Origin of the sequence: Dulcicalothrix desertica PCC 7102 (assembly GCF_003991905.1) — a bacterium.
GTDB lineage: Bacteria > Cyanobacteriota > Cyanobacteriia > Cyanobacteriales > Nostocaceae > Dulcicalothrix > Dulcicalothrix desertica.
Genome location: NZ_RSCL01000034.1, coordinates 33,840 through 56,603, shown reverse-complemented (window position 1 = coordinate 56,603; position 22,764 = coordinate 33,840). Strand labels below are relative to the sequence as shown.

Sequence of the window (22,764 nt, the reverse complement as noted above, 5' to 3'; positions counted from 1 at the left end):
CTCCGCACTAAAGAGGTTCTTTTTTATATTCATATTGATAAAAAACAAGCTTTCAAAATTAACCTTTAACTACTTGGCTAGCATAAGCATCCATCCCATAAGCAGGAATACGCTCACTGTAATCAACATCTTTGCCTGTAATGCTATAAGCGAGTTTATCAAAGTCAGAACTCCAATTGCGCTCATGGATAGGTTTGCTTTGCTCACCCATGAAATACGCCAAACTACCAATCAACGCAACTGCAACCCAACCCACTACAAATAATGAAATTAATACGGTCATCATAACGTTCTAGCTCCTAGTTAACTCTTTATTAACTTATGTAAACTAATGTAAAGCATTATTTACATTTGTTGCAATATTAATGCTGGTGTGCTTTCCGGTACGTTAGGTACGGTATACCGCACTTTGAGCCATTTTCAGGAATTAGTTTTTGACAAGTTGAAGTATTTTTTATCAATACAACAATAAATCTAATAACTTCAATTATTTATAAGGTATAAACTAATGGCTTTCACTGCATATGTTTCCACAAAAGATGGTGATTCTCTTACAGTTCGTAATCGCGCAAACGGTGAACCAGTTGGTTCTTTAGTTAACGGTACAGAAGTAAATGTAATTAGTGAACCTGTATTATCAGGCTCTAGAAAATGGGTACAAATTGGAGCTAATCGTTGGATTGCAAATGATTTTATAACTGTTATTCGTGGCGCCCGTATAGTTGCGAATAGAACAACAGGAAATATTAATGGATTAAAAGTATATAATACTCGTTTGATAGATAGTAACGGTAGAGTTATAAACACTGTGCGTGGAGTATCTGGTCGGGCAAACAACCAAACACCATCAGATGTAGCGGGTTCTCAGGCGCCTCTACCTTTCGGCGTTTATAAGTTTGATTTTCCTGGAGTTGTAGAGTTTAAAGATGGCGAGTTTGGTGGTGTATGGTCATCAATGACACCCACTTTTACAACTGGACGTACAGAGTTGGGAGTTCACTATGACCCTTCTGCTTTGAGGCAAAATTCTAATAGTGGTACAGCAGGTTGTTTTGCAACGCCTACTATTCAAGAAAGAGATATTATGACGAATTTTATTCGCACTCATAAACCTGTATATTTTATTGTTTATCAAGCTTAGTTATAAAATTCAAATAAAAAAGGCAGGTTGTTTAACCTGTCTTATATAGTAAAATATTGATTTAATTTGACCAAGATTTAGAAATTCATTTCGGCAGCTTGGACTTTTTCTACTTGTTTCTTCTTCAAAACCAGCATTATTTGCGCGAGCATGGTTAAAGAAACAAATCCAACTAACCAGCCCACACGGGTAGCATCTTGAAGTACGATTTCGGTATCTTTCTGACCGAAACCACCAACGTTAGGGTTATTGGTGAGCGCGTCACCAGATTTTACAGTTTGTCCTTCCGATACAATCAACTCAGGGCCAGCAGGAACTAGTTCTGTAACTGTTTTTCCTTCTTCGCTCTGAATATCAACCGCATACTTAACGTTACCGTCTTCGTCCTCTTGCTTGGTTATTTTGCTGATAGTACCAGCAGCAGGAGCGGTGTATTGATTATTGTTGCTCTTTTCACCTGTGGGGTACACTTGTCCACGTCCACGGTTGGCGCCTAAGTGAACCGAGTATTTACCAAACTGAACACTCTTGTCGCTTCTTGGGTCGGGAGAAAGAACAGGGAATATAATTTCTTGATACTGTTCTCCTGGTAAGGGTCCTACCAAAACAACATTTTCTTTATCTTCACGATAAGGTTGGTAATATACACCGTTGAGTTTTTCCTTCATTTCTTCAGGAATACGGTCTTCGGGTGCAATTTTAAAACCATCAGGAAGCATTAATACGGCGCCAACGTTTAGACCAACCTTGGAACCATCTGCACCAACCTGCTGCACGTTAGTATCGTAAGGGATTTTAACAACCGCTTCAAATACAGTGTCAGGTAGTACAGCTTGAGGAACTTCAACTTCAGCTGGTTTTGCAGCAAGGTGACAATTCGCGCAAACAATCCGTCCGGTCGGTTCACGAGGGGTTTCTGGGTAGGTTTGCTGCGCCCAAAAAGGGTATGCAGCAGCGGTTTGGGGTAATGCGATATCGCTGGTGAAAATAATTCCCACAGCGGCTATCACAACGAGCAATGATTTTGTCATTACTCTAAAAGCGGCATTTAACCGCATCGTTGTGCAAGTTTTTCTCATCTCAATAAGGACTACTGTTTTTCGCGATTCAGGGTTAGGAAATATTTAGAATTAAGCCCACCAAGGTTCTTCGCCAGTGCGGAAGTCGGTTTCTGTCCAAGAAGTAAGGACAATTTTGTCATCTTGCGTGCTGGCATGGCTTAGTGCCAAAGACCTTGGCGCCGGACCACGAACTACTTTACCAGTTGCATCATACTGCGAACCGTGACAAGGGCACTTAAATTTATTTTCTGCTGCGTTCCAAGGCACAACACACCCCAAATGGGTACACACTGCGTTGATACCGTAATCGGTAATTGCTTCCTTGCTTTCAACAACAATATATGTGGGGTCTCCCTTCAGTCCTTGAACCAAAACACGGTCGCCTACATTATGGCTATCGAGAAACTTCGTGACGCTAACATCATTTCCCAATTCGTCTTTTGCTGTGGCGCCACCACCACCACTACCACTTGCAGGCGGAATAAAATAATTTATGACGGGATACAATGCTCCCAACGCTACTCCTGTCACAGTTCCGAACGTTAAAAGGTTCATGAACTGGCGCCGTCCCATATCAGGCACATCAGCTGATTCAGAAAATTGAGCCATAATCTTAGGTTCTTTGTTTATTTTGTTAACAAAATAGACTTGAGTTCTAACTTTATCTTGAGACTCTAGTCTTATCTAGATGCCATGACCCACAATTTCATATGGCAGCACGAACACGAGGTAACCCTAGTGCAACGCGCTTTCATCCTGCCGAATTCTCTCCTTAAGCGAGATGATCCCAGCATCTTTTATGGTAGCATTACATTTCTTTATATTCTTATCATACTTGAGTTACGTAAATTAACATCATCACAAATTGTAAAATTATTGTGGGGGTAATAAATTTATGACAGGACAAGAACTGCGCCAGATGTTAATCGATAAGTGGGGATACTCATACGACGTGCAATTTCGGCGTACACAAGGTAAGATATTTATCCAAATAATGTGGAAGTATGCAGAGCAAGCCTCTTTCCCACTGAGTGAAGGGGAGTATCAAGCGCATTTAGACGACGTAGCCAATTATTTAAATGCAATGGGTGGCACATCCCAAGTACAAGCGTTCATTCTACAAACACGCGAAAAACCACGCTTGGGTAAAGCTGTTAGCATACCACTTGATTTAGGTGAGCGTGCAACTGAGTGGTTAATTGAATAGTTAAACGAGAGCAAAGTATTTTATACTTCTATATACAAAATTAAAGATATTAAACCTGTGTAGGTTGGCTTCGCTATCGCGCAACCCAACATAATGGTTAGAATGTTAGGTTACACTACAATAAAGCCAACCTACATTTTAGTTTTTCAAGATTAACTTTATAAATAACCTCTTATTTAAATCAAATTAGCGCAATCCAAGTCAATTCCAGTCAAATTAGCTTTACTCAAATCAACTCTAATTAGATTCTCTCTACTAAAACATCTTTCTCTAGTGGTTCGTGTCATTAATTTTGGAGTGTAGAAAAAACGAACCGCAAAGAACGCAAAGTGCGCTAAGGAAGAAATAAGAAGAAAGAACACACCAAAACTTTTCACACGAACCAGTAGCTTTAGGCAACAATGATTTTGACGATGCAATATTTCTGCAAAGTCAAGCGGATAAACTATTTGAAGAGGCTATTAACCTCGAATATATAATCGCCGAACAGGACGAACAGTGAAAACCTTAGAACAGTTAAAAGCACGTGCCAAAGAACTTGCAAAACAAGCTGCTGACTATAGTCGGCAAGCAAACCAAGTTCATGCTACAGACCGTGAACTTGGTAAAATCTTAATGCGTCGGGCATACGAAGCTAGCAAACGCTGTCAAGTTGTAATTGGCGAAATACTTCGTCAAGAAAAAACAACTGTTTAATTAAGAATTGGTGTTATTACATGTGGCACCTTGCCTCGAATTTAACTGAGGGGTAGGCGCCTCTCTCCTCTATGTACAGACGCTCTGGTTCAGGAGCGTCTCAAAGTCTCTATGATAAATAGAATATGACTGCACAGGCTTTCCAGGCTGTGCTACAACTTACTGTTACATTCTAAAACTGCTTGAATAAAACAGTATTTTTATGTTCTCGAAATCCTAATTTTTGATAAAAATTATATGCGTTGTGACTTTCCTTAGTAGTTTCAAGGCAAAAAGCAACAACTTTATTTTTAAACTCCTTTGACAGAAAATCAAAAAACTTTCTGCCAACACCTTGCCTTCTGTATTCTTTCTTCACAAATAACTCGTCAATATTAAGTATGTCGCCACCAAACTCATTACTCCAGAAATAAATTAATATGGCATAGCCAATCAAATTTTCTTGGTGTTCAAAAATGTAAATACACCCTCGATTCGGTTCCTCAGTAAGTTTATTAACTGTATTAGCTATTTTCACTACTGACATTTGCTCACCTTGAATGTCTTCAGCATAAAGAGCAAGCATCATGGCTTCGAGGATAGCATAATCTGAAGATTTGTATAACCGAAAATATGTTACCATTTTTAGTCACAAGTACTTTTAAACAAAGAGAAAAATATTTGAGTTACATGTACCTGAATGCTGTAATTACTCGTTACAAACAAAATCTAGTTATTTAAAATCAACCATCCGTTACATCCGTTCATCATCCGTTGCCATCTGCGTCTCTATAGTAAATAAAAATACATACACTCCACAGGCATTCCGGCCTGTGCTACTTTATTTGCCGATTAATTTTACAAAGCCAATACCACCGAAGTATAAAACGAGTACTGCTCCTGCTAATAAGCTTTGTGTTAAAGGGTCGGTGGAGGGTGTGAGAACGGCGCCTAAAACAACTGCTCCCATAATTACAGCACGCCACCCAGCTAACATTTGTGCTGATGAGACGATATTTAAGGCGCCAAGCAGCATTTGCACGATAGGGATTTGAAACGCTAACCCGGTGCTAAACAAAAGTAATAAAATAAACTCAAAATATTTTTCGATAGACCAAGATTGTTCGACGACATCGGCACCGTAGGTAATAAAAAAGTTTAAAGCTGCTGGAATTAATAAAAGGTATGCGAATACTAGACCACCAAGAAATAGTATACTTGAACCAAAAACTACAGGCGCCAGCAAACGACGTTCTTTACGTGTGAGTCCAGGCAAAACGAATTGAACGATTTGATAGAGAATGAAGGGACTGGCAATTACTAAACCACTGTATCCAGCGACTTTGATGGAGACAAAGAAAAACTCTCCGGGCGCCAACTGTAAAAATTTGATACCGTGTGCAGGAACTTCGAGAAGCTTGACCAGCGGTTTTACAGCGATAAAACAGCCAACTGCTGATATGACAACTGCAATTAACGAGTAAAAAATTCGTAGTCTTAGTTCTTCGAGATGGTCGAAGAGCGACATTTCGACTTCTCCGGGTAGCTCGTTATCGGGGCTATCTGAATCATTGTACCCTTCGAGGTCAATATCGGGTGTAGTTGCTGCGTCGTTAGATGTCGTCATGAGTCGCGAGTAGCTGAGTGGGTAGTCGTTGGGCAGAAGTCTATTAACTATTGTATCTATTGTATATATTGCAGCAGTCGCTACGAACTTTTTTTTGTGCCTAACCTCGAATTTCATCCGGTTTGGCTAAGGTTTTGTGTGCATAAATGAGTAGGAAGTCGAATTGTAACAATTCAAATTTTTTATTTGTAGCTTGGAATTCGGCGCCTGGAACTGAATATTAGTATATTAAGTCAATCACAAAACATACGATGCTCAGTTCTTTTTATCACAATTATCATCGTCGCATCTACCAGCATATTCATTTATTTTGCTGGGGGTTTATATGAGTCGAATTGCTTGTCTCGGAATGATGGTATTACCTGTATTTTTATGTAATATAGGTGAGAGTTTCGCTGTTATAAGGTCATCGGTTTTAAACCAAGGTGTCCGTCAAACAGCTAATGTATTTATACCGCAAAACTATAAATCACAGTCAACAAGTTATTTAGTTGCCGCACGCGACGAAAAAATTCAAGACTGTTTACGTCTAGGAAACTGCAAAGATTGATACACAATTATTTTTAGCCAAAGTTTAACATTACTTGTATACTTTGCTTAAAGTATTCAAGAGCGAACTGAGCTTTCGTTTGTTTTTATTTTTGTAGAACATTTATACTTAGTTGCTTAATTAAACTAACTTTAATTAGGTCTGTTAGACTGGTTGCTATAAATATTTTTTGATTGATATTTTAAGATTTTAATTTTAATAGTATAGATTTTTGCTAAGTAAGTTAAATAAGGGGGATATTTTAAAAAACTAAAAATTTGATTTCTGAGAGTCACAAAAAAATCTTTTTATACACTAGATATATTAGATGCTTCACTACGTTCAGCATTACACTGTGTGAAGCTTATATTTCCAAAGCGGCAAATATTGACTTTGCCTAATTTTTTGTAGCTATAAAATTAAGATGTTCGAGAATATGTACCTAATATAAATAAACCAAAATTAGGTGTGTTTGTAAAGCGTTTTAATTACAAATCCGAAAATTAAAGTTTGGAAGTTGTGGTTTTTAAATTGGATGCATCAAAGCTAATTAGTAATGCGCTCTCATGTTTGGGGCTTGCGCTTTTAACTTTTTTCTGTTAGGCATTAACAATTAGCTGTTCGTTTATAACGATTATCTGTCAACTAGTAAGTTATATTGGTTATGCTCTTAGATTTAGATAGATTTTATCAAGCGTGCAATCCGAGCAGACCGCTAATGATGGAAAACGCTGTAGACCGAAGCTATTATATTGATTTTGCACAAGTGCGGGGTGGTAAAATCATTGAGGCTTTAGGGCGTACTATCACTCGGATTTCTCCTAATACTCCTACTTGCCAACTGTTTACAGGTCATATTGGCTGCGGTAAATCAACTGAATTATGGCGCCTGAAGGCAGAGTTGGAACAAGCTGGTTTTCATGTCGTCTATTTTGAATCCACGCAAGTTTTGGATGTAGTGGATTTGGATGTGACTGATATTTTGATAGCAATTGCAGGTCAAGTTAGCGAAAGTCTCGAAGCAATCAATATTCGGCTGAAACCCGGATATTTTAACAAGCTGTTTGGAGAAATCGTTAATTTTCTGCAAACACCACTCGATTTAGAACTGCAAGGTGAATTATCGGTGGGTATTGCAAAAATTACTGCCAAAACTAAAGAAAGTCCAAATCTACGGCGCCGACTACGCGATTATTTAGAACCACGCACCGAAAATATCTTAAACTCGATTAACCAGGAATTGTTAGCACGCGCGATTACTGAGTTGAAAGCGAAAGGCAAAAAAGGACTTGTTGTTATCGTTGATAACCTCGACCGGGTGGACATTCGACCCTTACCTTCGGGACGTTCTTTACCTGAACATCTATTTATAGACCGTGGTGAACAGCTTCGTAAGCTAAATTGCCATGTTGTTTATACAATTCCTTTGGCTTTAACTTTCTCGAACGATAGCGTTCATCTTCAGCAACGCTTGGGTGGTGGTGTTGCTCCTCAAGTGTTACCGATGATACCAGTAAGACAGCGTACAGGAGAAATTAATGGTGTCGGATTATCATTAATGCGGCAAATGGTATTAGCGCGTGCTTTCCCTGATATTCCTATAATTGATAGACTGGGGTTAATAAAAGAAGTGTTCGATAGCCAAGAAACACTCGATAGATTGTGTTTAATTAGTGGCGGTCATGTTCGGGATTTACTCGGACTGCTATTTGTTTGTGTACGCGAACAGGACCCACCTTTTGACCGCGATTGTGTAGAAATGGTAATTCGGCGCCATCGTGATTTTCGCGCAAATCCGATTGACTCAGAAGAGTGGGATTTGATATTTCAGGTTGTCAAAGAACAAAAAGTCAAGGGTGATATTGAATACCACACTTTATTACGCAGTTTATTTGTGTTCGAGTACCGGGATTGTGAAGGTGCTTGGTTTGCAGTCAACCCAGTTTTAGCAGAAACGCAGAAGTTTAAGTCATGGTTGGAAAAAGCCCCTTTTACTCAGAAAATGTTATAGCAGCCAATGAGCGCGCTGTTAATAGTTTGCGTCGTGCAATCACATTTTCAAGTGGACAGTTTTCGCTCTGTTTAGTGGGTTGCAACTATAGTTTTTTGCGTCAAAAGATGCTGCGGCGCCTGGAAGAAGAAATAGGTGATGGTTATCGAATTCATAAGGTAACGCTAAAAAGGAATGCCATTAGTTTATATTCGACAATTCACTCCGAAATAGGAAGTGAGCAACCAGAGGCTTTAATGATTTTGGGTTTGGAGTCGGTAGAAGAACTCGATGATTTACTGCGAACCATCAACCATATTCGTGATGAATTCCGTAAACGCCATCCTTTTCCGATGGTGTTTTGGGTTAATGATGAACTGCTGCGTAAACTGCGGCGGTTCGCACCAGATTTTACTAGTTGGGCAGCAACTCCTATTCGCTTCGAGCTAACTACTCAAGAGTTGCAAGATTTTTTGAAGACCAAAACTAATTCGCTGTTCGCCAAAATTTTAGATATTAATGGTGTTTCAGAGGGTGAGCATCCTCACACTACCCTTGGACAAGTTTGGGATTATAGTAGTTACGAATTTCGCTCTTGTATCAAAGAGTTACAGCATCGTGGTATCGAACTAGAACCGGAACTAAACGCTTCAGTTCAATTTATTGCTGGGTTAGATTACTATGCTAGCAACCGTATTGATTTAGCTATTGAATATTTTCAGGATAGTTTAAAGTTTTGGGTTTCTTCTTCTGCCTTCACTATTCCTTCTGCTCCTCTTTTTAGTTATCCTCCTGTTCCTCCTTCAATATTCTTGCTTCGTCAAGGAGTATTACTTTTCTATTTAGGACTAAGTTATTACCGTTTAGCTGAACGGGTACATGTGGAACATCAAGAACGCTGGCAAGAAGCTAAGTGTTATTTACAACAGTGCCTTGACGTTTTTGAAGCCGCTCGGCGCCCAGATTTAACGGCTCAAATTATTGGACTTTTAGCCGATGTTTTGCAACATGTCAAATTATGGGATGATTTGCAACAACTAGCATTAAAGTCACAAAATTTACATCATGATTATGGTACTCATTTTCAGCTTGCTTGTGATTCTGGGTTTTTAGCGCAGGTGGCTATAGCTAGAGAAAATTGGGTAATTGCTAGCAAACAAGCGCGTGTAGCATTATTGCGACTCGATGAAGCGTCTAAACATAATGATTCGCAGCCAAATTCGTTTCCTTTATTAAAAGAACAAATATATCGTCTGACTTTAGCAAAAGCATTACAGCGTCAAGGTGAACAAAAAAATGCTTTAGAACAAATAGAGTTAGCTAGTAAAGACTTAGAAGCTGCTTTAGAAAATAGTGATTATAGATACGAAGTATATAAATATATTCGTTTATTGCGATGGTTACGTGGGTTGTATTTTGAATTAGGACGGTATCTTGAAGCTTTTGTAATACGGCAAAAGCGACGTTCGGTTGAACAACAGTATGGGTTACGCGCATTTATTGGAGCAGGTCGGTTAAAACCACAGCGTCATGCAACTACCCCAATAGTTAATTCTCCGGCGCCGAGTGGTAGTGTTGCTTTAGAAATTATCGCTTCTGGTAGACAAAGAGATGTACAAAATTTAATTGCCAGAATTAGCCGTCCCGACCAAAAGTTAACGGTTATACATGGTCATAGTGGAGTTGGTAAAAGTTCCACTGTCACAGCTGGGTTGGTGCCGGCACTTCAACAGCGGGCAATAGGGGACCAAATTGCTGTACCCGTAGTTTTACGAGTATATACAGATTGGATACAACAATTGGGCACAGCTTTAAGTAATGCGATTGCTTCAATAACGCCTGTTACAATTCGTAAAGCAGCACTTGAAGAAGATATTCTACCCTATGCGAATAGACCAATTACAATCGATGGGGTTTTAGAACTCTTACAGCAAAATGCCCAAAATCGTATTATTACAGTATTAATTTTTGACCAGGTAGAAGAGTTTTTCTCTGGTTGTAATAAACCTGTTCAACTAGCTGAGTTCGACAAGTTTTTATGCGATTCTATGGATGTAGCATTTGTCAAAGTAATTTTGTCTTTACGTGAAGATTACTTGCACAAATTATTAGAGTTTAAACATTTAGATAAAATTGCACCAGTTAACGAAAATATTTTAGATAAAAGTATTCGTTATCAATTAAAGAACTTTTCACGTCAAGATGCATCATCGGTAATTCGTGAATTAACACAGCGTTCGCAATATAATATTGAACCTGAATTAATCGATGCTTTGGTTAATGATTTATCTGCGGAATTGGGGGAGGTAAGACCAATTGAACTGCAAGTAGTTGGCGCCCAACTTCAAGATGAGCGAATTTTAACCCTTGCTAAATATCAGCAATTTCGTCCAAACAAGCTAATTCAAAGATATTTAGCAGAATTAATCAGCGACTGCGGTAAAGAAAATGAACGTGCTGCATTTTTAGTATTATATTTACTTACAGACGAAAATAATAAGCGTCCTTTTAAAACTCGCGCCGAACTAGCAATAGAACTTGCAGAATTAGAAGATGTCAATAAATTAGAATTAGTATTAGAAATATTAGTACGTTCAGGACTAGTAGTGCTTTATCCTGATGTACCCGAACGATACCAGCTAATTCACGATTACCTTGTTGATTTAATTCGCAGTCTTCAACAAACTGAACTTAGCTTGCAAGAACAAGTTAAACAACTACGCGCACAAGTACAAACTAACGAACAAGAAATTTCTCGTTTAGAAAGCGCACTTCGCCATAACAAACAAGGTAAAATTCCTACAGAACATCAAGTTACTGGTTCAGATTTACTAAGCGAATTAAAGGAACTACGAAAACGCGATGAATTTAGTCGTGTTGAGCGTGAACGTTTACTTTCGGAAATTGAACAACAAAAGTTACAAGCAGAACTTCTTGAAACTGAAAAGCTACGTACTAGTCAAGTAAAAACGAATCGCTTACTCAAAAATGCCCTTGTTGCCTCAGCTCTGGGTATCGTGCTACTAATAGGTTCTATTTGGACTGCTTTTTCTACTGGACGTAAAGCTGTTATTACCGCTAGCGTTGCAGCAAGTGTATCGAGTGAAGCTTTATTTGCTTTGGGCAAAGATATTGATGCTTTACGTGAAGGATTGCGCGCAGGTAGAAAAATTGATAACGTACTTTTACCTGATGAAGAAACTCAGCAAATCGTTAGAACAGCACTTTATCAAGCAACTTACGGAATGCGGGTGCGCGAAATCAACCGTTTAGAAGGACATTTAGCTGATGTAAATAGTGTTGTATTTAGTCCTAATAATCAGTTAATTGCTTCTGCGAGTAGTGATGGAACAGTTCGACTTTGGCAGGCAAATGGTAAAAAATTACGTGTATTAAAAGGGCATAGCAAGCGTGTGAATAGTGTCGCGTTTAGTCCTGATGGTAAAATGATAGTCTCTGGAAGTGCTGATAGAACTGTTAAATTGTGGACTATTGACGGTAAATTATTAAGAACATTTCTACATAACGAAGTAGTAAATAGCGTCACGTTTAGTCCTTCGGGGCAAACTATTGCATCGGGAGGCGCCGATAATATTATTAGATTATGGAACCAACAAGGAAAAGTACTTGCTACTTTGTTAGGACATACTACACCCGTTACTAGTTTAGCTTGGGCGCCAGATGGTAGTATGATTGCTTCGGCCGGAGCAAGTAGTGAAAAAAATCAGACAGAAAACGACAACACAATAAAGCTGTGGAGTACAAACGGTAAGCTGTTACAAACTTTATCTGGACATAGCGATGCAGTATTTGCTGTAGCTTGGGCGCCGAATAGTAAAATGTTGGCATCAGCAAGTTTGGATGAAACTGTTAAGTTGTGGAGTCACGATGGAAAATTACTTAATTTAATACAAGCACACAAACCAGCAGCAATGAGTGTTGCTTTTAGTCCAGATGGAAAAACATTAGCTTCAGCCGGTTGGGATAAAACAGTAAAACTGTGGAAACTTGACGCAATAGATAAACCCATAAAGCAACCGCACTTAACTTTGAAAGGAAATAATGATTGGGTAACTAGCGTTAGTTTTAGCAGTGATGGAAAAACTCTTGCTTCCGCGAGTCGTGACACAAAAATTAGACTATGGCGTTGGCAATATCTACCTTTAAAGAGTATCCAAGCCCACAATACACCAGTAACAATGTTAAGTTATTCTCCAGACGGTGATACATTTGCCGATTCTAGCGAAGACGGGACTGTGAATATATGGAGTGCAAATGGTCAGTTACAACATACTTTAACTGGACACAAAAGCGCAGTTTGGGATATAAGTTTTAGCCCAAATGGTCAAACTATAGCTTCAGCATCGAGTGATGGAACAGTAAAATTATGGAGTCGCGACGGTAAGCTAATTAATACTTTAGAGGGACATGCCAAGGGAGTATTAAGTGTTGATTGGGCGCATAATGGAGAAATATTAGCATCAGCAAGTAGAGATAAATCAGTAAGATTATGGAGTAAAGACGGTAAATTTATTGCTAAGTTATTAAAGCATACTGAACCTGTTAACTGGGTTAGTTTTAGTCCAAATGGTCAATACATCGCATCTGCAAGCGATGATAACACCGTAAAAATATGGAATAAAGACGGTAAATTAATTAAGGATATTAGATCTCATAACCGTCCTGTTTATGCTGCGGTCTGGTCAAAAGATAATATATTAGCCACAGCAAGTCTAGACAGTACAGTGAAATTATGGGATAAAAATTTGAATTTGATTCAAACTCTAAATGGTGATGGTGAAGGTTTTATGAGTATCAGCTTGAGCCACGATGGTGAAACTATCGCCACTATGAGCGAAGATAAAATAAAGCTGTGGAATCTTTTGGGCAAATTAGAATTAGTTATCAACGCAGAAGATGAGGCATTTTCAACTATTAGTTTTACTCCTGATAGTAAAACATTAGTGATAGGGAACAATAAAGGTAAAATAGTTTACCGTGACTTAGCTGATACTCAGACAGCAAATTTAATGTCTAAAGGTTGCGAGTTATTGCGAGATTACTTACAGAATAATACTAAAGTTTCTGAAGCTGACCGCAAATTATGCTCTTAATTCTAGAGTGTTTTATGGTGGGCAGTGCCCACTGTAATATCGGCACCTACTAACCAAATATAATCTATAAACTTGAACACTGGTCTTCTTTATTCCCTCGTACTGTATTATCTTCTCCGGTAGGAGAAGGAGCATTTTCTTTACACTGCAAATTACCATTAATTCTGTTGCGTCTAATTTCTACACCCCCGGTATTCTGAGATGCTTGTAAATTTCCGGTGATTGTATTGTCGTTAGCAACTAATTGATTTGTATTTTTTTCAAACTGCAAATCTTGTCTAATTCGTGTGTTAGTAATGTTTGCAGCCTTGGACTCTTTAATCTGAATATTACCATCAACTCTGGAATTGTTATTAACAGTTACATTTTCTGCCTTCTCAGCCTGAATATTACCATTTACTTTGATGTCAGAAGCTGTAAGCTTGCCATTCGACTCCACTTTGATAGTACCTTTTACAGTTGTACCATTCATGTTACAACTCTTATCGCTAGGTACTTTTACATTATCTAAAGTAACAGCACCTAAGTCCCCATCACATACAGTTTCTTCTGCTAAAGCAACTGAAGAACAAAACACTACTCCAGCTAAACTCAAACCAGCTATCCCAACCAAAAAAATATTTCTCATCTCTTTCCTTTATGCTTATACGCTCTTAATTAGCTTTCACATGCCGATGAAACGCAGTCAATGTATAGACCACTAAAAATATAATGAAAAACTTTATAAATAAAAAATGCAAAAATTGCTACCTTTTCACAACAATATGTACAACGATAGATAATTTTAAAATCAACCTTGCATGATAAAAATACTTATCAATTCATTATCAATACCTTAATTCTGTAACTTAATAAAAATTGAGTATCAGTATAAAAATTATTTTGTTAAAACTCATTTTGTGGAATGGGCATCCTTGCCCGTTCCATTATCGCTTAATGTAGCTTTTGGCGCCGTTGGTTTGAAAAAATCATCCTTTAGGGTAGTTTGTACTTTGAAACTACAGACAGATAGCTTGGCATAGTTAAGTAAGTAACATAAGCATGTAATTAGATTGTTAAGGGAACAAACAATGGAACGTTATCCTAGTGATGCAACTGAACTTGCATATAATGGCAAAGACCGCAATGCGGGAGATATTGGTATTACACCTCAAGCCGAACTTTGGAACGGTCGTTTAGCTATGATTGGTTTTCTTGCTTATCTACTTTGGGACTTGAGCGGTTACAGCGTTGTGCGAGATGTACTTCATCTTGTTTCCAGTACTCATCCTTAATTGTAATTTTTACCCGCACTATTTAGGTACAAAAGTATTGTCTTAAAAATATTGACCAGGCGCCGATTTTCTGGCTTAAGTAACGGCGCCGTCACCTTGCTGAATATCAATACAAAACAGATTTTTTCCTAGTAAAAATATAGACTTTTTATCTTAATAATAAGATGATAACTGCGGAAGTACCTGAAGTCTTTCTGGCTCCGAAGCGGGTATTGCCGATTGTTTCATTCCAAAACTATTGAGTTTTTGCTTATCGGTATAGATTTTTAGTTATGCTATTTAGCTTACTCTGATTTAAATTTGAGAGAAAGGGCAAAATACTTAAAAATAGCACAATTAAAAATTTAGTCACCAAATGTGATGAAAAGCAGATCAAAACAATAGTCTCGGATACTACATGCGTGACAAAGCACTAACCTTTTTGAGTTTATCTGGCGCCAATCCTTCTAGTTCTTCAAGATTCAGCCAGCCTTCTTTAAGCAATCTGGCAAACACAAAGACTAGAACTGAATATCTATAATCGTATTTACCATCAATATCGTGGCGCCTTGCACTTAAGAAATCATGCAAAACCCAAATATCGTCTAGTTGCGTGATTCCATCTGCTATCTTATGAACTTCTTTGGCTAAAGCATTGATTTCTCGTTCGTAAGCTTTATCGAAAGCTGCTTTAGCTACTTCCTGTTCTGTTTGAGACCACTGAGTATCTGTCGCTTGCATTGTCAGAATTCAAATATATGTGTTAAGAAAATTTTTAGACTGATATCATGTTTTTAGTTAATACTTATTATTGACAGCAAATCTAAACAATCACAGAACTGCGATTGTCTTTATTTAAATCAATATTTTATAAGTAGTTAAGAAAACGTGATACTTATTATATTACCAGATTATGCTAGTAATTACAAAATAATAGAGCGCTCTATTTTGAAGAACGCTCACTTAATCATCAGAAATTTGATGTCAATGTGTATCTATCTATCGAGCCAAGTTTAACAACTCTTTGGGAGAAGCAAGCAAATCAATAGCAACAAAGAAAATCTTACCTTGGGGATTTAACAAAAATCTCCAAGCCATATTCATTCCAACAGCGGCGCCAAACCAAGGAGTTTGTACTTTACCAGTAACCTTAATTTGGGTATAACCATCTTCAGCCGGTTCAAGAATACCGCGTTCAGGAAGTAACTTGAGGTTTTGACAATCTTCACGGAAGAAACGTAATACAGCTTCTTTTCCAACAATTGGTCTTTGGAAAGGAGGTTGTAAAGCACCGTCTGGCTCAAACAACTCGATTAATGCATCAAAGTCATTTGCATTCATGTTGTTCATGTAGCTCAACACGGTTGGATTATCAAGACCTTCAATATTGACTTTAACTCGTTGTGATAACTCTTTGGGAAGAACAACAGGCTCAGAAACTCGCTCATAATTACCCATTTTGTTAGGGTCATATCCCATGTCAACTACAAAATTACGTAGCACTGTAATTTGTTGTCCGGGTTCCAAATTTCTGATTGCCTGTAATACAGCACTCGCATTGGCAGAAAGCTGATAACCTTCTGGAATTGGCGCCACAATTCCTTCTTCCATCCATTTTCCAAGCTGGTACCAAAAACCTAACTTAATATTTGCAGACCAAGTACCATAAGTACGACAAATAGGGGTATCAGCACCATTTGTCAAATCGCACATTACTTGCGATTGCTCGCGAAAATCCATTTTACGGATTTGGTTCATAGTAGCTTCTGCAAACTGCATGTTAGCGGCGCCAGGAGCTGCAATAGTAATGGTTGTACCCATTTCTAAGTAAGCAAACCAAATCAAGGCAAGTTGATCTTCTGCATTAAGTTGTGCGAATCTTGCAATTGTTGCTGGCACTGCATCAGCAGATAGTGTGTTAGGAAATATACTACGGGCTGAATCGATGGTAAATGGCATAGCAGAATTTTCCTTAACAAATTTACTAGTGGAGCTATAAACTTTTTCAACAGAAACTTATGAACAAGCCTCTGGGGATAGAAATGTATCGCCTACTACTTAAAGTTAGCACAGGTTTGTTTATAAATGTACATAAATGTTTACAAATTTTGATGTTAATTTCTTATCTCAGTTATTAAAACAAAAGTTATTTAGGTGTATTTAAAATATTCAGAAATATGATATGAGCCACTGGCAACGGATTATAAACGGATGTAACGGATGATTTATTAAATTAATGTAAAGACTTTACATGTACGTGTCTACGGTTTGGGTCTTTGTGTTATGGTTTGGCGCCGTTTAAACATGCAGAAAGCGTCCCTACAGAATAGGAACGCTTCCGACTTAATTATTTAGTTGTAGATTTATTAACCGTTAATAGCAGGTGCTGTTAGTGCTACGGGAGCAACTTCGCCAGAAGCTAAATCGAGTGGGAAGTTGTGAGCGTTACGCTCGTGCATTACTTCCATACCTAAGTTAGCGCGGTTGATGATGTCTGCCCATGTGTTGATGACGCGACCTTGGCTGTCAATTACTGATTGGTTGAAGTTGAAACCGTTCAGGTTGAATGCCATTGTGGAGATACCTAAAGAGGTAAACCAGATTCCAACTACTGGCCAAGCAGCTAAGAAGAAGTGGAGTGAACGGCTGTTGTTGAACGAAGCGTATTGGAATATCAAGCGACCGAAGTAACCGTGTGCTGCAACGATGTTGTAGGTTTCTTCTTCTTGACCGAATTTGTAGCCGTAGTTTTGGCTTTCAGTTTCGGTTGTTTCACGAACTAAAGAAGAAGTTACAAGTGAACCGTGCATTGCAGAGAATAACGAACCACCGAATACACCTGCTACACCTAATTGGTGGAAGGGATGCATTAAGATGTTGTGTTCTGCTTGGAATACCAACATGAAGTTGAATGTTCCACTGATACCCAAGGGCATACCGTCAGAGAATGAACCTTGACCAATTGGGTAAATCAAGAATACTGCGGTTGCTGCTGCGACTGGTGCAGAGTAAGCAACACATATCCAAGGACGCATACCTAAGCGGTAAGAAAGTTCCCACTCACGACCCATGTAGCAAAATACGCCAATCAGGAAGTGGAATACTACCAACTGGTAAGGACCACCGTTGTAAAGCCACTCATCTAACGAAGCTGCTTCCCAAATTGGGTAGAAGTGAAGACCAATTGCGTTGGAAGAAGGAACTACGGCGCCGGAAATAATATTGTTTCCGTACATTAAAGAACCAGCTACTGGTTCGCGGATACCGTCGATGTCAACTGGGGGTGCTGCTACAAATGCAATGATAAAGCAGGTTGTTGCTGCCAAAAGGGTTGGAATCATTAGTACGCCGAACCAACCTATATAAAGGCGGTTTTCGGTACTAGCGACCCAACGACAGAACTGTTCCCACACGTTCGCTGTTTCGCGACGTTGTAAAGTTGCGGTCATGGTTTTATGATTGCTGTGAAAATGAATATGTATACAAGCTATCTGCTTGCTTGTTTCTAATATAGTTTACATTGCTTAACAATTACAAGTAGTCTCTGATTATCATTGCTAATCAAGCATATCAGTGTTACTTATATTGCTGTGGCGCCTATTAATGGCAAGACACTAATGATAATTCCTCGACTGGTACAGGTGTTTTAAGGTTATTCAGTTTTGCATAGTCGTCTTCAATATTTTCTACTTGGAAGGGATTCCAACTACTTAAATGTGGCCAACAATTATTCCATATCACTGTGTCACCCACTTTTATTATTGGTGTTTCTTCAACAATATTGCTGGGAATATGTTCTATTGAAGCAATCCTTTTCAATTCTAAGACGCGCGTTTGTTCCTCTCTACTAAGTTGTAACCATGATTCGGTACGTGTTTGTTTATCAAGGCTGCTTGTGATTTCTTCTATTTCTGACCAAGTAGCACATTCTTTGAGTAATTCTGCTATGTCGTTAGCGGATAATTCTCTCTTATACGATAATTTTTCTTCACTCTTTATTTCTATTACAGAGTATGCAGGTGATGGATTAGGATGCTCGTTTTTTTCTACTGTTTGAGAGTTGCGCGACTCTTCTAGTATTGTTGGAGACTCTTCAATATTACTCGTATTTGAAGGCGCCTCCCAATCAAATGATGCCGTTGTACTTGGTGTTGGCTCATCACTGCGCGCGCGCGTCTCATATTCAATACCCAATATTTCTACCAAGTGTGGTGGTAAATCTCCCACCAGTTCAAAGGCGCCTAGCTTGTACGCTTCCCTATATGCTGCTGCTTCTCTTACAAATCTTTGTGCCGTTATTTTCTCATCATCCATCGCACGTTGAATCGTCGTACCTGTAAACTGATCATCTTCCTTTATAGGTGGAATAACGCATCTTCTTGTTGCATTTTCGCCTCTCCATATTGTTGGAGTACTTTGATTAGGTACAGGCACCTTTTTATTCGATTGGATTAAATGTTCTACAAACTGTTGCGTTATAAGCCCAAAGGCGCTTTTTATTCCATCAACCACAGCGGCAAATCTTTTATTGGAGGTAATTTTAAATAATGTCGTAGCTTCTATATTGATAAGCCTACTGATTTCTATATCAAAGAATGCTATACCTATATTGATGTATTTTTTTACAACATCCTTACTCCACCCTAATGATTGTACTAATTTGCTAAAATCAGCTCTGGATAAGTATTTCTGATCTGTTGCCAATGCCTTTGCAAATTCCAATATTGTGGCTGTTGTGCCATTTAACGTATCAATTATATCCAAACATACCGGTGTATATGTGTTAGTAGTCATGGTAGATTAGGAAGTAAATATCTGTTTTGCAGTTGGTTACTCATTTGTGTAGCCAACTACTTTTGATTAAACAGGAATCCCTAATCAAAAACTGTACATTGTAATAAAACTTAACAATGTATAATGGGTATCTGCTGTTTTATTGATTGTTTTCACTCATGCGCGCAGTGATTTGTATTGTAAGGTAAGGCGAATGAAGGCAAAAGGGGCGATACGTTGGAGATTGAAAAGAATAATGAGTGAGCGGCGGATAAAGGTGGTGCAGCTTGCTGAATTGATTAAAGTCAGTGAAAGTACTGTTACGACTTGGCGGGCTTGTGAGTATATGCCGGAAATCAATGAAAAACGTTGGATACAAATAGTCGCTGCGATTAATAAATTGTGTGATGTGAATGGTTTTCCTAAGAGAAAAATAGATTTGTGGGATTTGATAGAGTTTTGCCCGGATGAACAGCGGGACTTTGACCCACTTGAGTATCAATATGCATCAGGAGACGCGCGCAAAAAGTCGGTACCGAAAAAGTCTTCACAAGAAAGTGATGATTCTACTCCAGAGAAGAAAGAACAAATTGCTGCATAATTGTGGCTTGGTGTATTCATTAATCATTCAAAATTTACGAGCGGACATGAACATTCATGCTTGTCTTATGGAATTGTCTTGTGGAATTGTCTTGTGGAATTGTCTTGTGGAATTGTCTTGTGGAATTGTCTTGTGGAACGGGCATCGCAAGCCCCGTCCAATAGATTCTCTAAGATAAACACCGCGCGTAAATTATATTGATATCAACGGCGCCGAAGGAAACACTTGCATCACCTTGAGTTTGTGCTTCTAGTTCAAAGGTCATTTTTGGCGTTGAACCCTCAAACGAGTTGGAGCATTGTTTTGACTTGGATATTACAGATGTAATAGGAAAACTTTGAAAACGGCTGATTAATGGATTTGATTCAGTTTCTTTGATTTTTAATAGCTCTTTGGCTGCAAATGTAGAGCGTGCGTTCAATAATGTTTTACTACCAGGCGCCTTGGTAATGCCACCGTTGATAGTGTGTTCAATACTTTGAGCATACCAACCTTGTACAGGTTCAATTGCAACGGACATCTCAAACCGACATTTAATATTATCTTTTTTGCTTCCTTGGGAACTGGCGCCTGTATTTACGGTCATTGACACCTGATTGCCATTTTGTAACGATTCGATTTGGCAGCGCGTGCTATCTCCACTAGTTACACGAGGTTGCGAGTAAGTTGTCCATTCAGGCGCCGATTGTACGAGTATCAACGATGAAACCAACGCGCTCATCAAAAAATGCATAAATGTAATATATAAAATATCAATTGTAGTATAAAAAAGAATGCTATTTCGGGTGATACCGAAAGTATCACCAATAGTTCTAGACAATTCATACTCGTAAATTACTATACCAATAATACGTAAAAAATGTTTGGATACAAGAATTGAGGTTTTTATGAGTGAAAGTCAAGTTATAGAGCGGGTTAGAGAGCAAATCATCATCAAAACGCAAAACCTCGCATTTATACATTACAAATGGTATGTAAAACATCATTTGTTGATTGTCGAAGAAATCGCTATAAAACTATGCAACATCTATCAAAATGCCAATCGAGAACTGGTTTTACTGCTTGTTTGGATGCATGATTACGGAAAAATTACGAATCAATCAGCATATGATTCAGAAATAGCAGGGGAAAAATTTCTGCTTGAAAGTGGAGTTTCTGACAAGCGCGCAAAGCAAGTAATTGCCAGCATCAAAATAATCGACCGCAAAGACCCTCAAGAGTTGGTAGCAGAGAGTATTGAAATTAAAATTGTCTCTTCCGCAGATGGTGCTGCTCATATGATTGGGCCATTTTTTAGTATATATTGGTGGGAAAATAGTGATGTATCAATAGAAGAATTACAAGCGAGGAATCGAAAAAAACTAACAACTGATTGGGAAAGAAAAATTGTTTTACCGGAGATAAAACAAGCTTTTGAGTTTCAATATCGTTATTTATTGAATAATGCTAGTGAGGATAGGCAGATATATATTTAGATTTGCTAGGTGCCCGTTTTAAACATTTATACGCATTTGCGCCCGCGTTCACGTTCTGCACAGGCGCCACAGTGTTATCAAAGCAAAAAGCGCCCCCATAAGGAGACGCTTTTTACTATTTATTTAAAGCTTGTCGAACCGAAATCGGAAATTTACTTATTTATGCTTGGGATTCCTGTAGCTGAGGACTTGTCTGTCCCCTACCAAGCGGCTCCAGCTCCGACATTATTGGTTCAAATTTGCAATAACAAAGCACAATTTCTTGTTTTGAAGAATTTTGGGTAACTGCAGGGTATTGTTCAACTCTAGTGACAACCCAATCTCCATCCCGTACATGAGTTGAACTTTTAGGAAACTGTGGGTCTACAAATTCCTCAACCTGCAAAAACTGCCTAAATCGTTCTCCAACAACTGGTATTTTATCGCTATTCGTGTAGTCCCACTGTTCGTTAAGGATGCCCGTTAAACCGCCCATTGGCAGCTTGCGGTTTTCCCAGCCAGGTTGGTTAGGTTCTGCATGAAAAATAATCCACCTTTCACTCATCATCTTTCTCCCTTATCGCAAAACTCGTTTGTTCTCCCTCAAAAATGCAGTCCACTTTGAGGATTTGAGTCCCATTTGATTCCACATAAAGCAACTTCCATCCGGTATAAATCAAAAAGCGCCCCTAAAAAATAGGAGCGCTTTTGAGTTATCTAGTTATGTCAATTATTAACCGTTAATCGCAGGTGCAGTTAATGCTACTGGTGCAACTTCGCCACTAGCTAAGTCGAGTGGGAAGTTGTGAGCGTTACGCTCGTGCATTACTTCCATACCGAGGTTAGCACGGTTGATGATGTCTGCCCATGTGTTGATGACGCGACCTTGGCTATCAATTACTGATTGGTTGAAGTTGAAACCGTTGAGGTTGAATGCCATTGTGGAAATACCCAAGGAAGTAAACCAGATTCCAACTACTGGCCATGCAGCTAAGAAGAAGTGTAAGCTGCGGCTGTTGTTGAACGAAGCGTATTGGAAAATCAAGCGACCGAAGTAACCGTGTGCTGCAACGATGTTGTAGGTTTCTTCTTCTTGACCGAATTTATAACCGTAGTTTTGGCTCTCGGTTTCGGTTGTTTCACGAACTAAAGAAGAAGTTACAAGTGAACCGTGCATTGCAGAGAATAACGAACCACCGAATACACCTGCTACACCAAGTTGGTGGAAGGGATGCATTAAGATGTTGTGTTCTGCTTGGAATACCAACATGAAGTTGAATGTTCCAGAGATACCTAAAGGCATACCATCGGAGAATGAACCTTGACCGATTGGGTAAAT

The 22,764-nt window shown here is 38.7% G+C and carries 22 protein-coding genes; 9 read left to right on the top strand and 13 right to left on the bottom strand.

The genetic code is table 11. The features are described from left to right. Positions 1 to 58: 58 nt before the first annotated feature. Complete coding sequence (locus tag DSM106972_RS43775; protein ID WP_186538464.1) at positions 59 to 283, bottom strand: photosystem II protein, Psb35-related; 225 nt, start codon at positions 281 to 283, stop codon at positions 59 to 61. A gap of 225 nt (positions 284 to 508) precedes the next feature. Here DSM106972_RS43775 and DSM106972_RS43770 point away from each other — a divergent pair, with 225 nt between their 5' ends. Further along, the gene (locus tag DSM106972_RS43770) at positions 509 to 1,141 is read left to right on the top strand and encodes an SH3 domain-containing protein (protein WP_127086599.1); all 633 of its coding nucleotides are present in this window, start codon (positions 509 to 511) and stop codon (positions 1,139 to 1,141) included. Positions 1,142 to 1,218: 77 nt separating this feature from the next. Here the strand turns inward: DSM106972_RS43770 and petA are convergent, their stop codons facing one another. Both petA and petC read right to left on the bottom strand, forming a co-directional pair. Beyond that, on the bottom strand, positions 1,219 to 2,220 hold the full coding sequence (petA, locus tag DSM106972_RS43765) for a cytochrome f (RefSeq protein ID WP_127086598.1): 1,002 nt from the start codon (positions 2,218 to 2,220) through the stop codon (positions 1,219 to 1,221). A 51-nt stretch (positions 2,221 to 2,271) separates the two neighbouring features. Further along, a complete protein-coding gene (gene petC, locus DSM106972_RS43760; RefSeq protein ID WP_019491672.1) occupies positions 2,272 to 2,811 on the bottom strand; it encodes a cytochrome b6-f complex iron-sulfur subunit in 540 nt (179 codons plus the stop codon). A 286-nt stretch (positions 2,812 to 3,097) separates the two neighbouring features. Between petC and DSM106972_RS43755 the strand changes: the two genes are divergently transcribed. Both DSM106972_RS43755 and DSM106972_RS43750 read left to right on the top strand, forming a co-directional pair. Beyond that, entirely contained in the window at positions 3,098 to 3,409 is a 312-nt protein-coding gene (locus DSM106972_RS43755) for a DUF3067 family protein (RefSeq protein ID WP_127086597.1), read from the top strand. A gap of 498 nt (positions 3,410 to 3,907) precedes the next feature. Further along, positions 3,908 to 4,105: a hypothetical protein gene (locus DSM106972_RS43750; protein ID WP_127086596.1), complete on the top strand. Its 198-nt coding sequence runs from the start codon at positions 3,908 to 3,910 to the stop codon at positions 4,103 to 4,105. 172 nt (positions 4,106 to 4,277) lie between these two features. Here the strand turns inward: DSM106972_RS43750 and DSM106972_RS43745 are convergent, their stop codons facing one another. Beyond that, a complete protein-coding gene (locus DSM106972_RS43745; RefSeq protein ID WP_127086595.1) occupies positions 4,278 to 4,727 on the bottom strand; it encodes a GNAT family N-acetyltransferase in 450 nt (149 codons plus the stop codon). 198 nt (positions 4,728 to 4,925) lie between these two features. Continuing rightward, a complete protein-coding gene (gene tatC, locus DSM106972_RS43740) occupies positions 4,926 to 5,711 on the bottom strand; it encodes a twin-arginine translocase subunit TatC (RefSeq protein WP_127086594.1) in 786 nt (261 codons plus the stop codon). Between the two features lie 325 nt (positions 5,712 to 6,036). On the opposite strand from tatC, the gene DSM106972_RS43735 reads away from it, so the two are divergent. From DSM106972_RS43735 to DSM106972_RS43725, 3 genes are all read left to right on the top strand, one after another. Then, positions 6,037 to 6,261 (top strand): hypothetical protein, encoded by a 225-nt coding sequence (locus DSM106972_RS43735; RefSeq protein WP_127086593.1) that lies wholly within the window; start codon positions 6,037 to 6,039, stop codon positions 6,259 to 6,261. Between the two features lie 643 nt (positions 6,262 to 6,904). After that, positions 6,905 to 8,251, top strand: coding sequence for a P-loop NTPase fold protein (locus tag DSM106972_RS43730; protein WP_127086592.1), 1,347 nt, complete (start codon positions 6,905 to 6,907; stop codon positions 8,249 to 8,251). Then, positions 8,212 to 13,344 carry a WD40 domain-containing protein gene (locus DSM106972_RS43725; protein WP_127086591.1) on the top strand — a complete coding sequence of 1,711 codons (5,133 nt, stop codon included), beginning with the start codon at positions 8,212 to 8,214 and terminating at the stop codon, positions 13,342 to 13,344. Before DSM106972_RS43730 ends, DSM106972_RS43725 begins: the two co-directional genes overlap by 40 nt. 64 nt (positions 13,345 to 13,408) lie before the next feature. Here the strand turns inward: DSM106972_RS43725 and DSM106972_RS43720 are convergent, their stop codons facing one another. Beyond that, complete coding sequence (locus tag DSM106972_RS43720; RefSeq protein ID WP_127086590.1) at positions 13,409 to 13,972, bottom strand: hypothetical protein; 564 nt, start codon at positions 13,970 to 13,972, stop codon at positions 13,409 to 13,411. A gap of 442 nt (positions 13,973 to 14,414) precedes the next feature. On the opposite strand from DSM106972_RS43720, the gene DSM106972_RS43715 reads away from it, so the two are divergent. Further along, the gene (locus DSM106972_RS43715; protein ID WP_073618169.1) at positions 14,415 to 14,618 is read left to right on the top strand and encodes a chlorophyll a/b-binding protein; all 204 of its coding nucleotides are present in this window, start codon (positions 14,415 to 14,417) and stop codon (positions 14,616 to 14,618) included. Between the two features lie 393 nt (positions 14,619 to 15,011). Here the strand turns inward: DSM106972_RS43715 and frp are convergent, their stop codons facing one another. The 4 genes from frp to DSM106972_RS43695 all read right to left on the bottom strand — a co-directional run bounded on the left by frp (position 15,012) and on the right by DSM106972_RS43695 (position 19,391). Further along, a complete protein-coding gene (frp, locus tag DSM106972_RS43710; RefSeq protein WP_019491772.1) occupies positions 15,012 to 15,338 on the bottom strand; it encodes a fluorescence recovery protein in 327 nt (108 codons plus the stop codon). Positions 15,339 to 15,596: 258 nt separating this feature from the next. Then, the gene (locus DSM106972_RS43705) at positions 15,597 to 16,556 is read right to left on the bottom strand and encodes an orange carotenoid-binding protein (RefSeq protein ID WP_127086589.1); all 960 of its coding nucleotides are present in this window, start codon (positions 16,554 to 16,556) and stop codon (positions 15,597 to 15,599) included. 407 nt (positions 16,557 to 16,963) lie between these two features. Next, complete coding sequence (psbA, locus tag DSM106972_RS43700) at positions 16,964 to 18,046, bottom strand: photosystem II reaction center subunit D1 (RefSeq protein ID WP_127086588.1); 1,083 nt, start codon at positions 18,044 to 18,046, stop codon at positions 16,964 to 16,966. Between the two features lie 151 nt (positions 18,047 to 18,197). Beyond that, a complete protein-coding gene (locus DSM106972_RS43695) occupies positions 18,198 to 19,391 on the bottom strand; it encodes an Alr2735 family protein (protein WP_127086587.1) in 1,194 nt (397 codons plus the stop codon). A gap of 193 nt (positions 19,392 to 19,584) precedes the next feature. Between DSM106972_RS43695 and DSM106972_RS43690 the strand changes: the two genes are divergently transcribed. After that, the gene (locus tag DSM106972_RS43690; protein WP_325052274.1) at positions 19,585 to 19,971 is read left to right on the top strand and encodes a helix-turn-helix domain-containing protein; all 387 of its coding nucleotides are present in this window, start codon (positions 19,585 to 19,587) and stop codon (positions 19,969 to 19,971) included. 169 nt (positions 19,972 to 20,140) lie between these two features. Here the strand turns inward: DSM106972_RS43690 and DSM106972_RS43685 are convergent, their stop codons facing one another. Then, entirely contained in the window at positions 20,141 to 20,791 is a 651-nt protein-coding gene (locus DSM106972_RS43685; RefSeq protein WP_127086585.1) for a hypothetical protein, read from the bottom strand. A gap of 67 nt (positions 20,792 to 20,858) precedes the next feature. On the opposite strand from DSM106972_RS43685, the gene DSM106972_RS43680 reads away from it, so the two are divergent. Continuing rightward, positions 20,859 to 21,446 (top strand): HD domain-containing protein, encoded by a 588-nt coding sequence (locus DSM106972_RS43680; RefSeq protein WP_127086584.1) that lies wholly within the window; start codon positions 20,859 to 20,861, stop codon positions 21,444 to 21,446. Between the two features lie 160 nt (positions 21,447 to 21,606). On the opposite strand, the gene DSM106972_RS43675 is transcribed toward DSM106972_RS43680, so the two are convergent. Together DSM106972_RS43675 and DSM106972_RS54370 are read right to left on the bottom strand one after the other, a co-directional pair. Further along, positions 21,607 to 21,993: a hypothetical protein gene (locus tag DSM106972_RS43675; RefSeq protein ID WP_127086583.1), complete on the bottom strand. Its 387-nt coding sequence runs from the start codon at positions 21,991 to 21,993 to the stop codon at positions 21,607 to 21,609. Between the two features lie 165 nt (positions 21,994 to 22,158). Then, a partial coding sequence (locus DSM106972_RS54370) for a photosynthetic reaction center family protein (RefSeq protein WP_459178372.1) occupies positions 22,159 to 22,764 on the bottom strand: 606 nt, incomplete at its 5' end.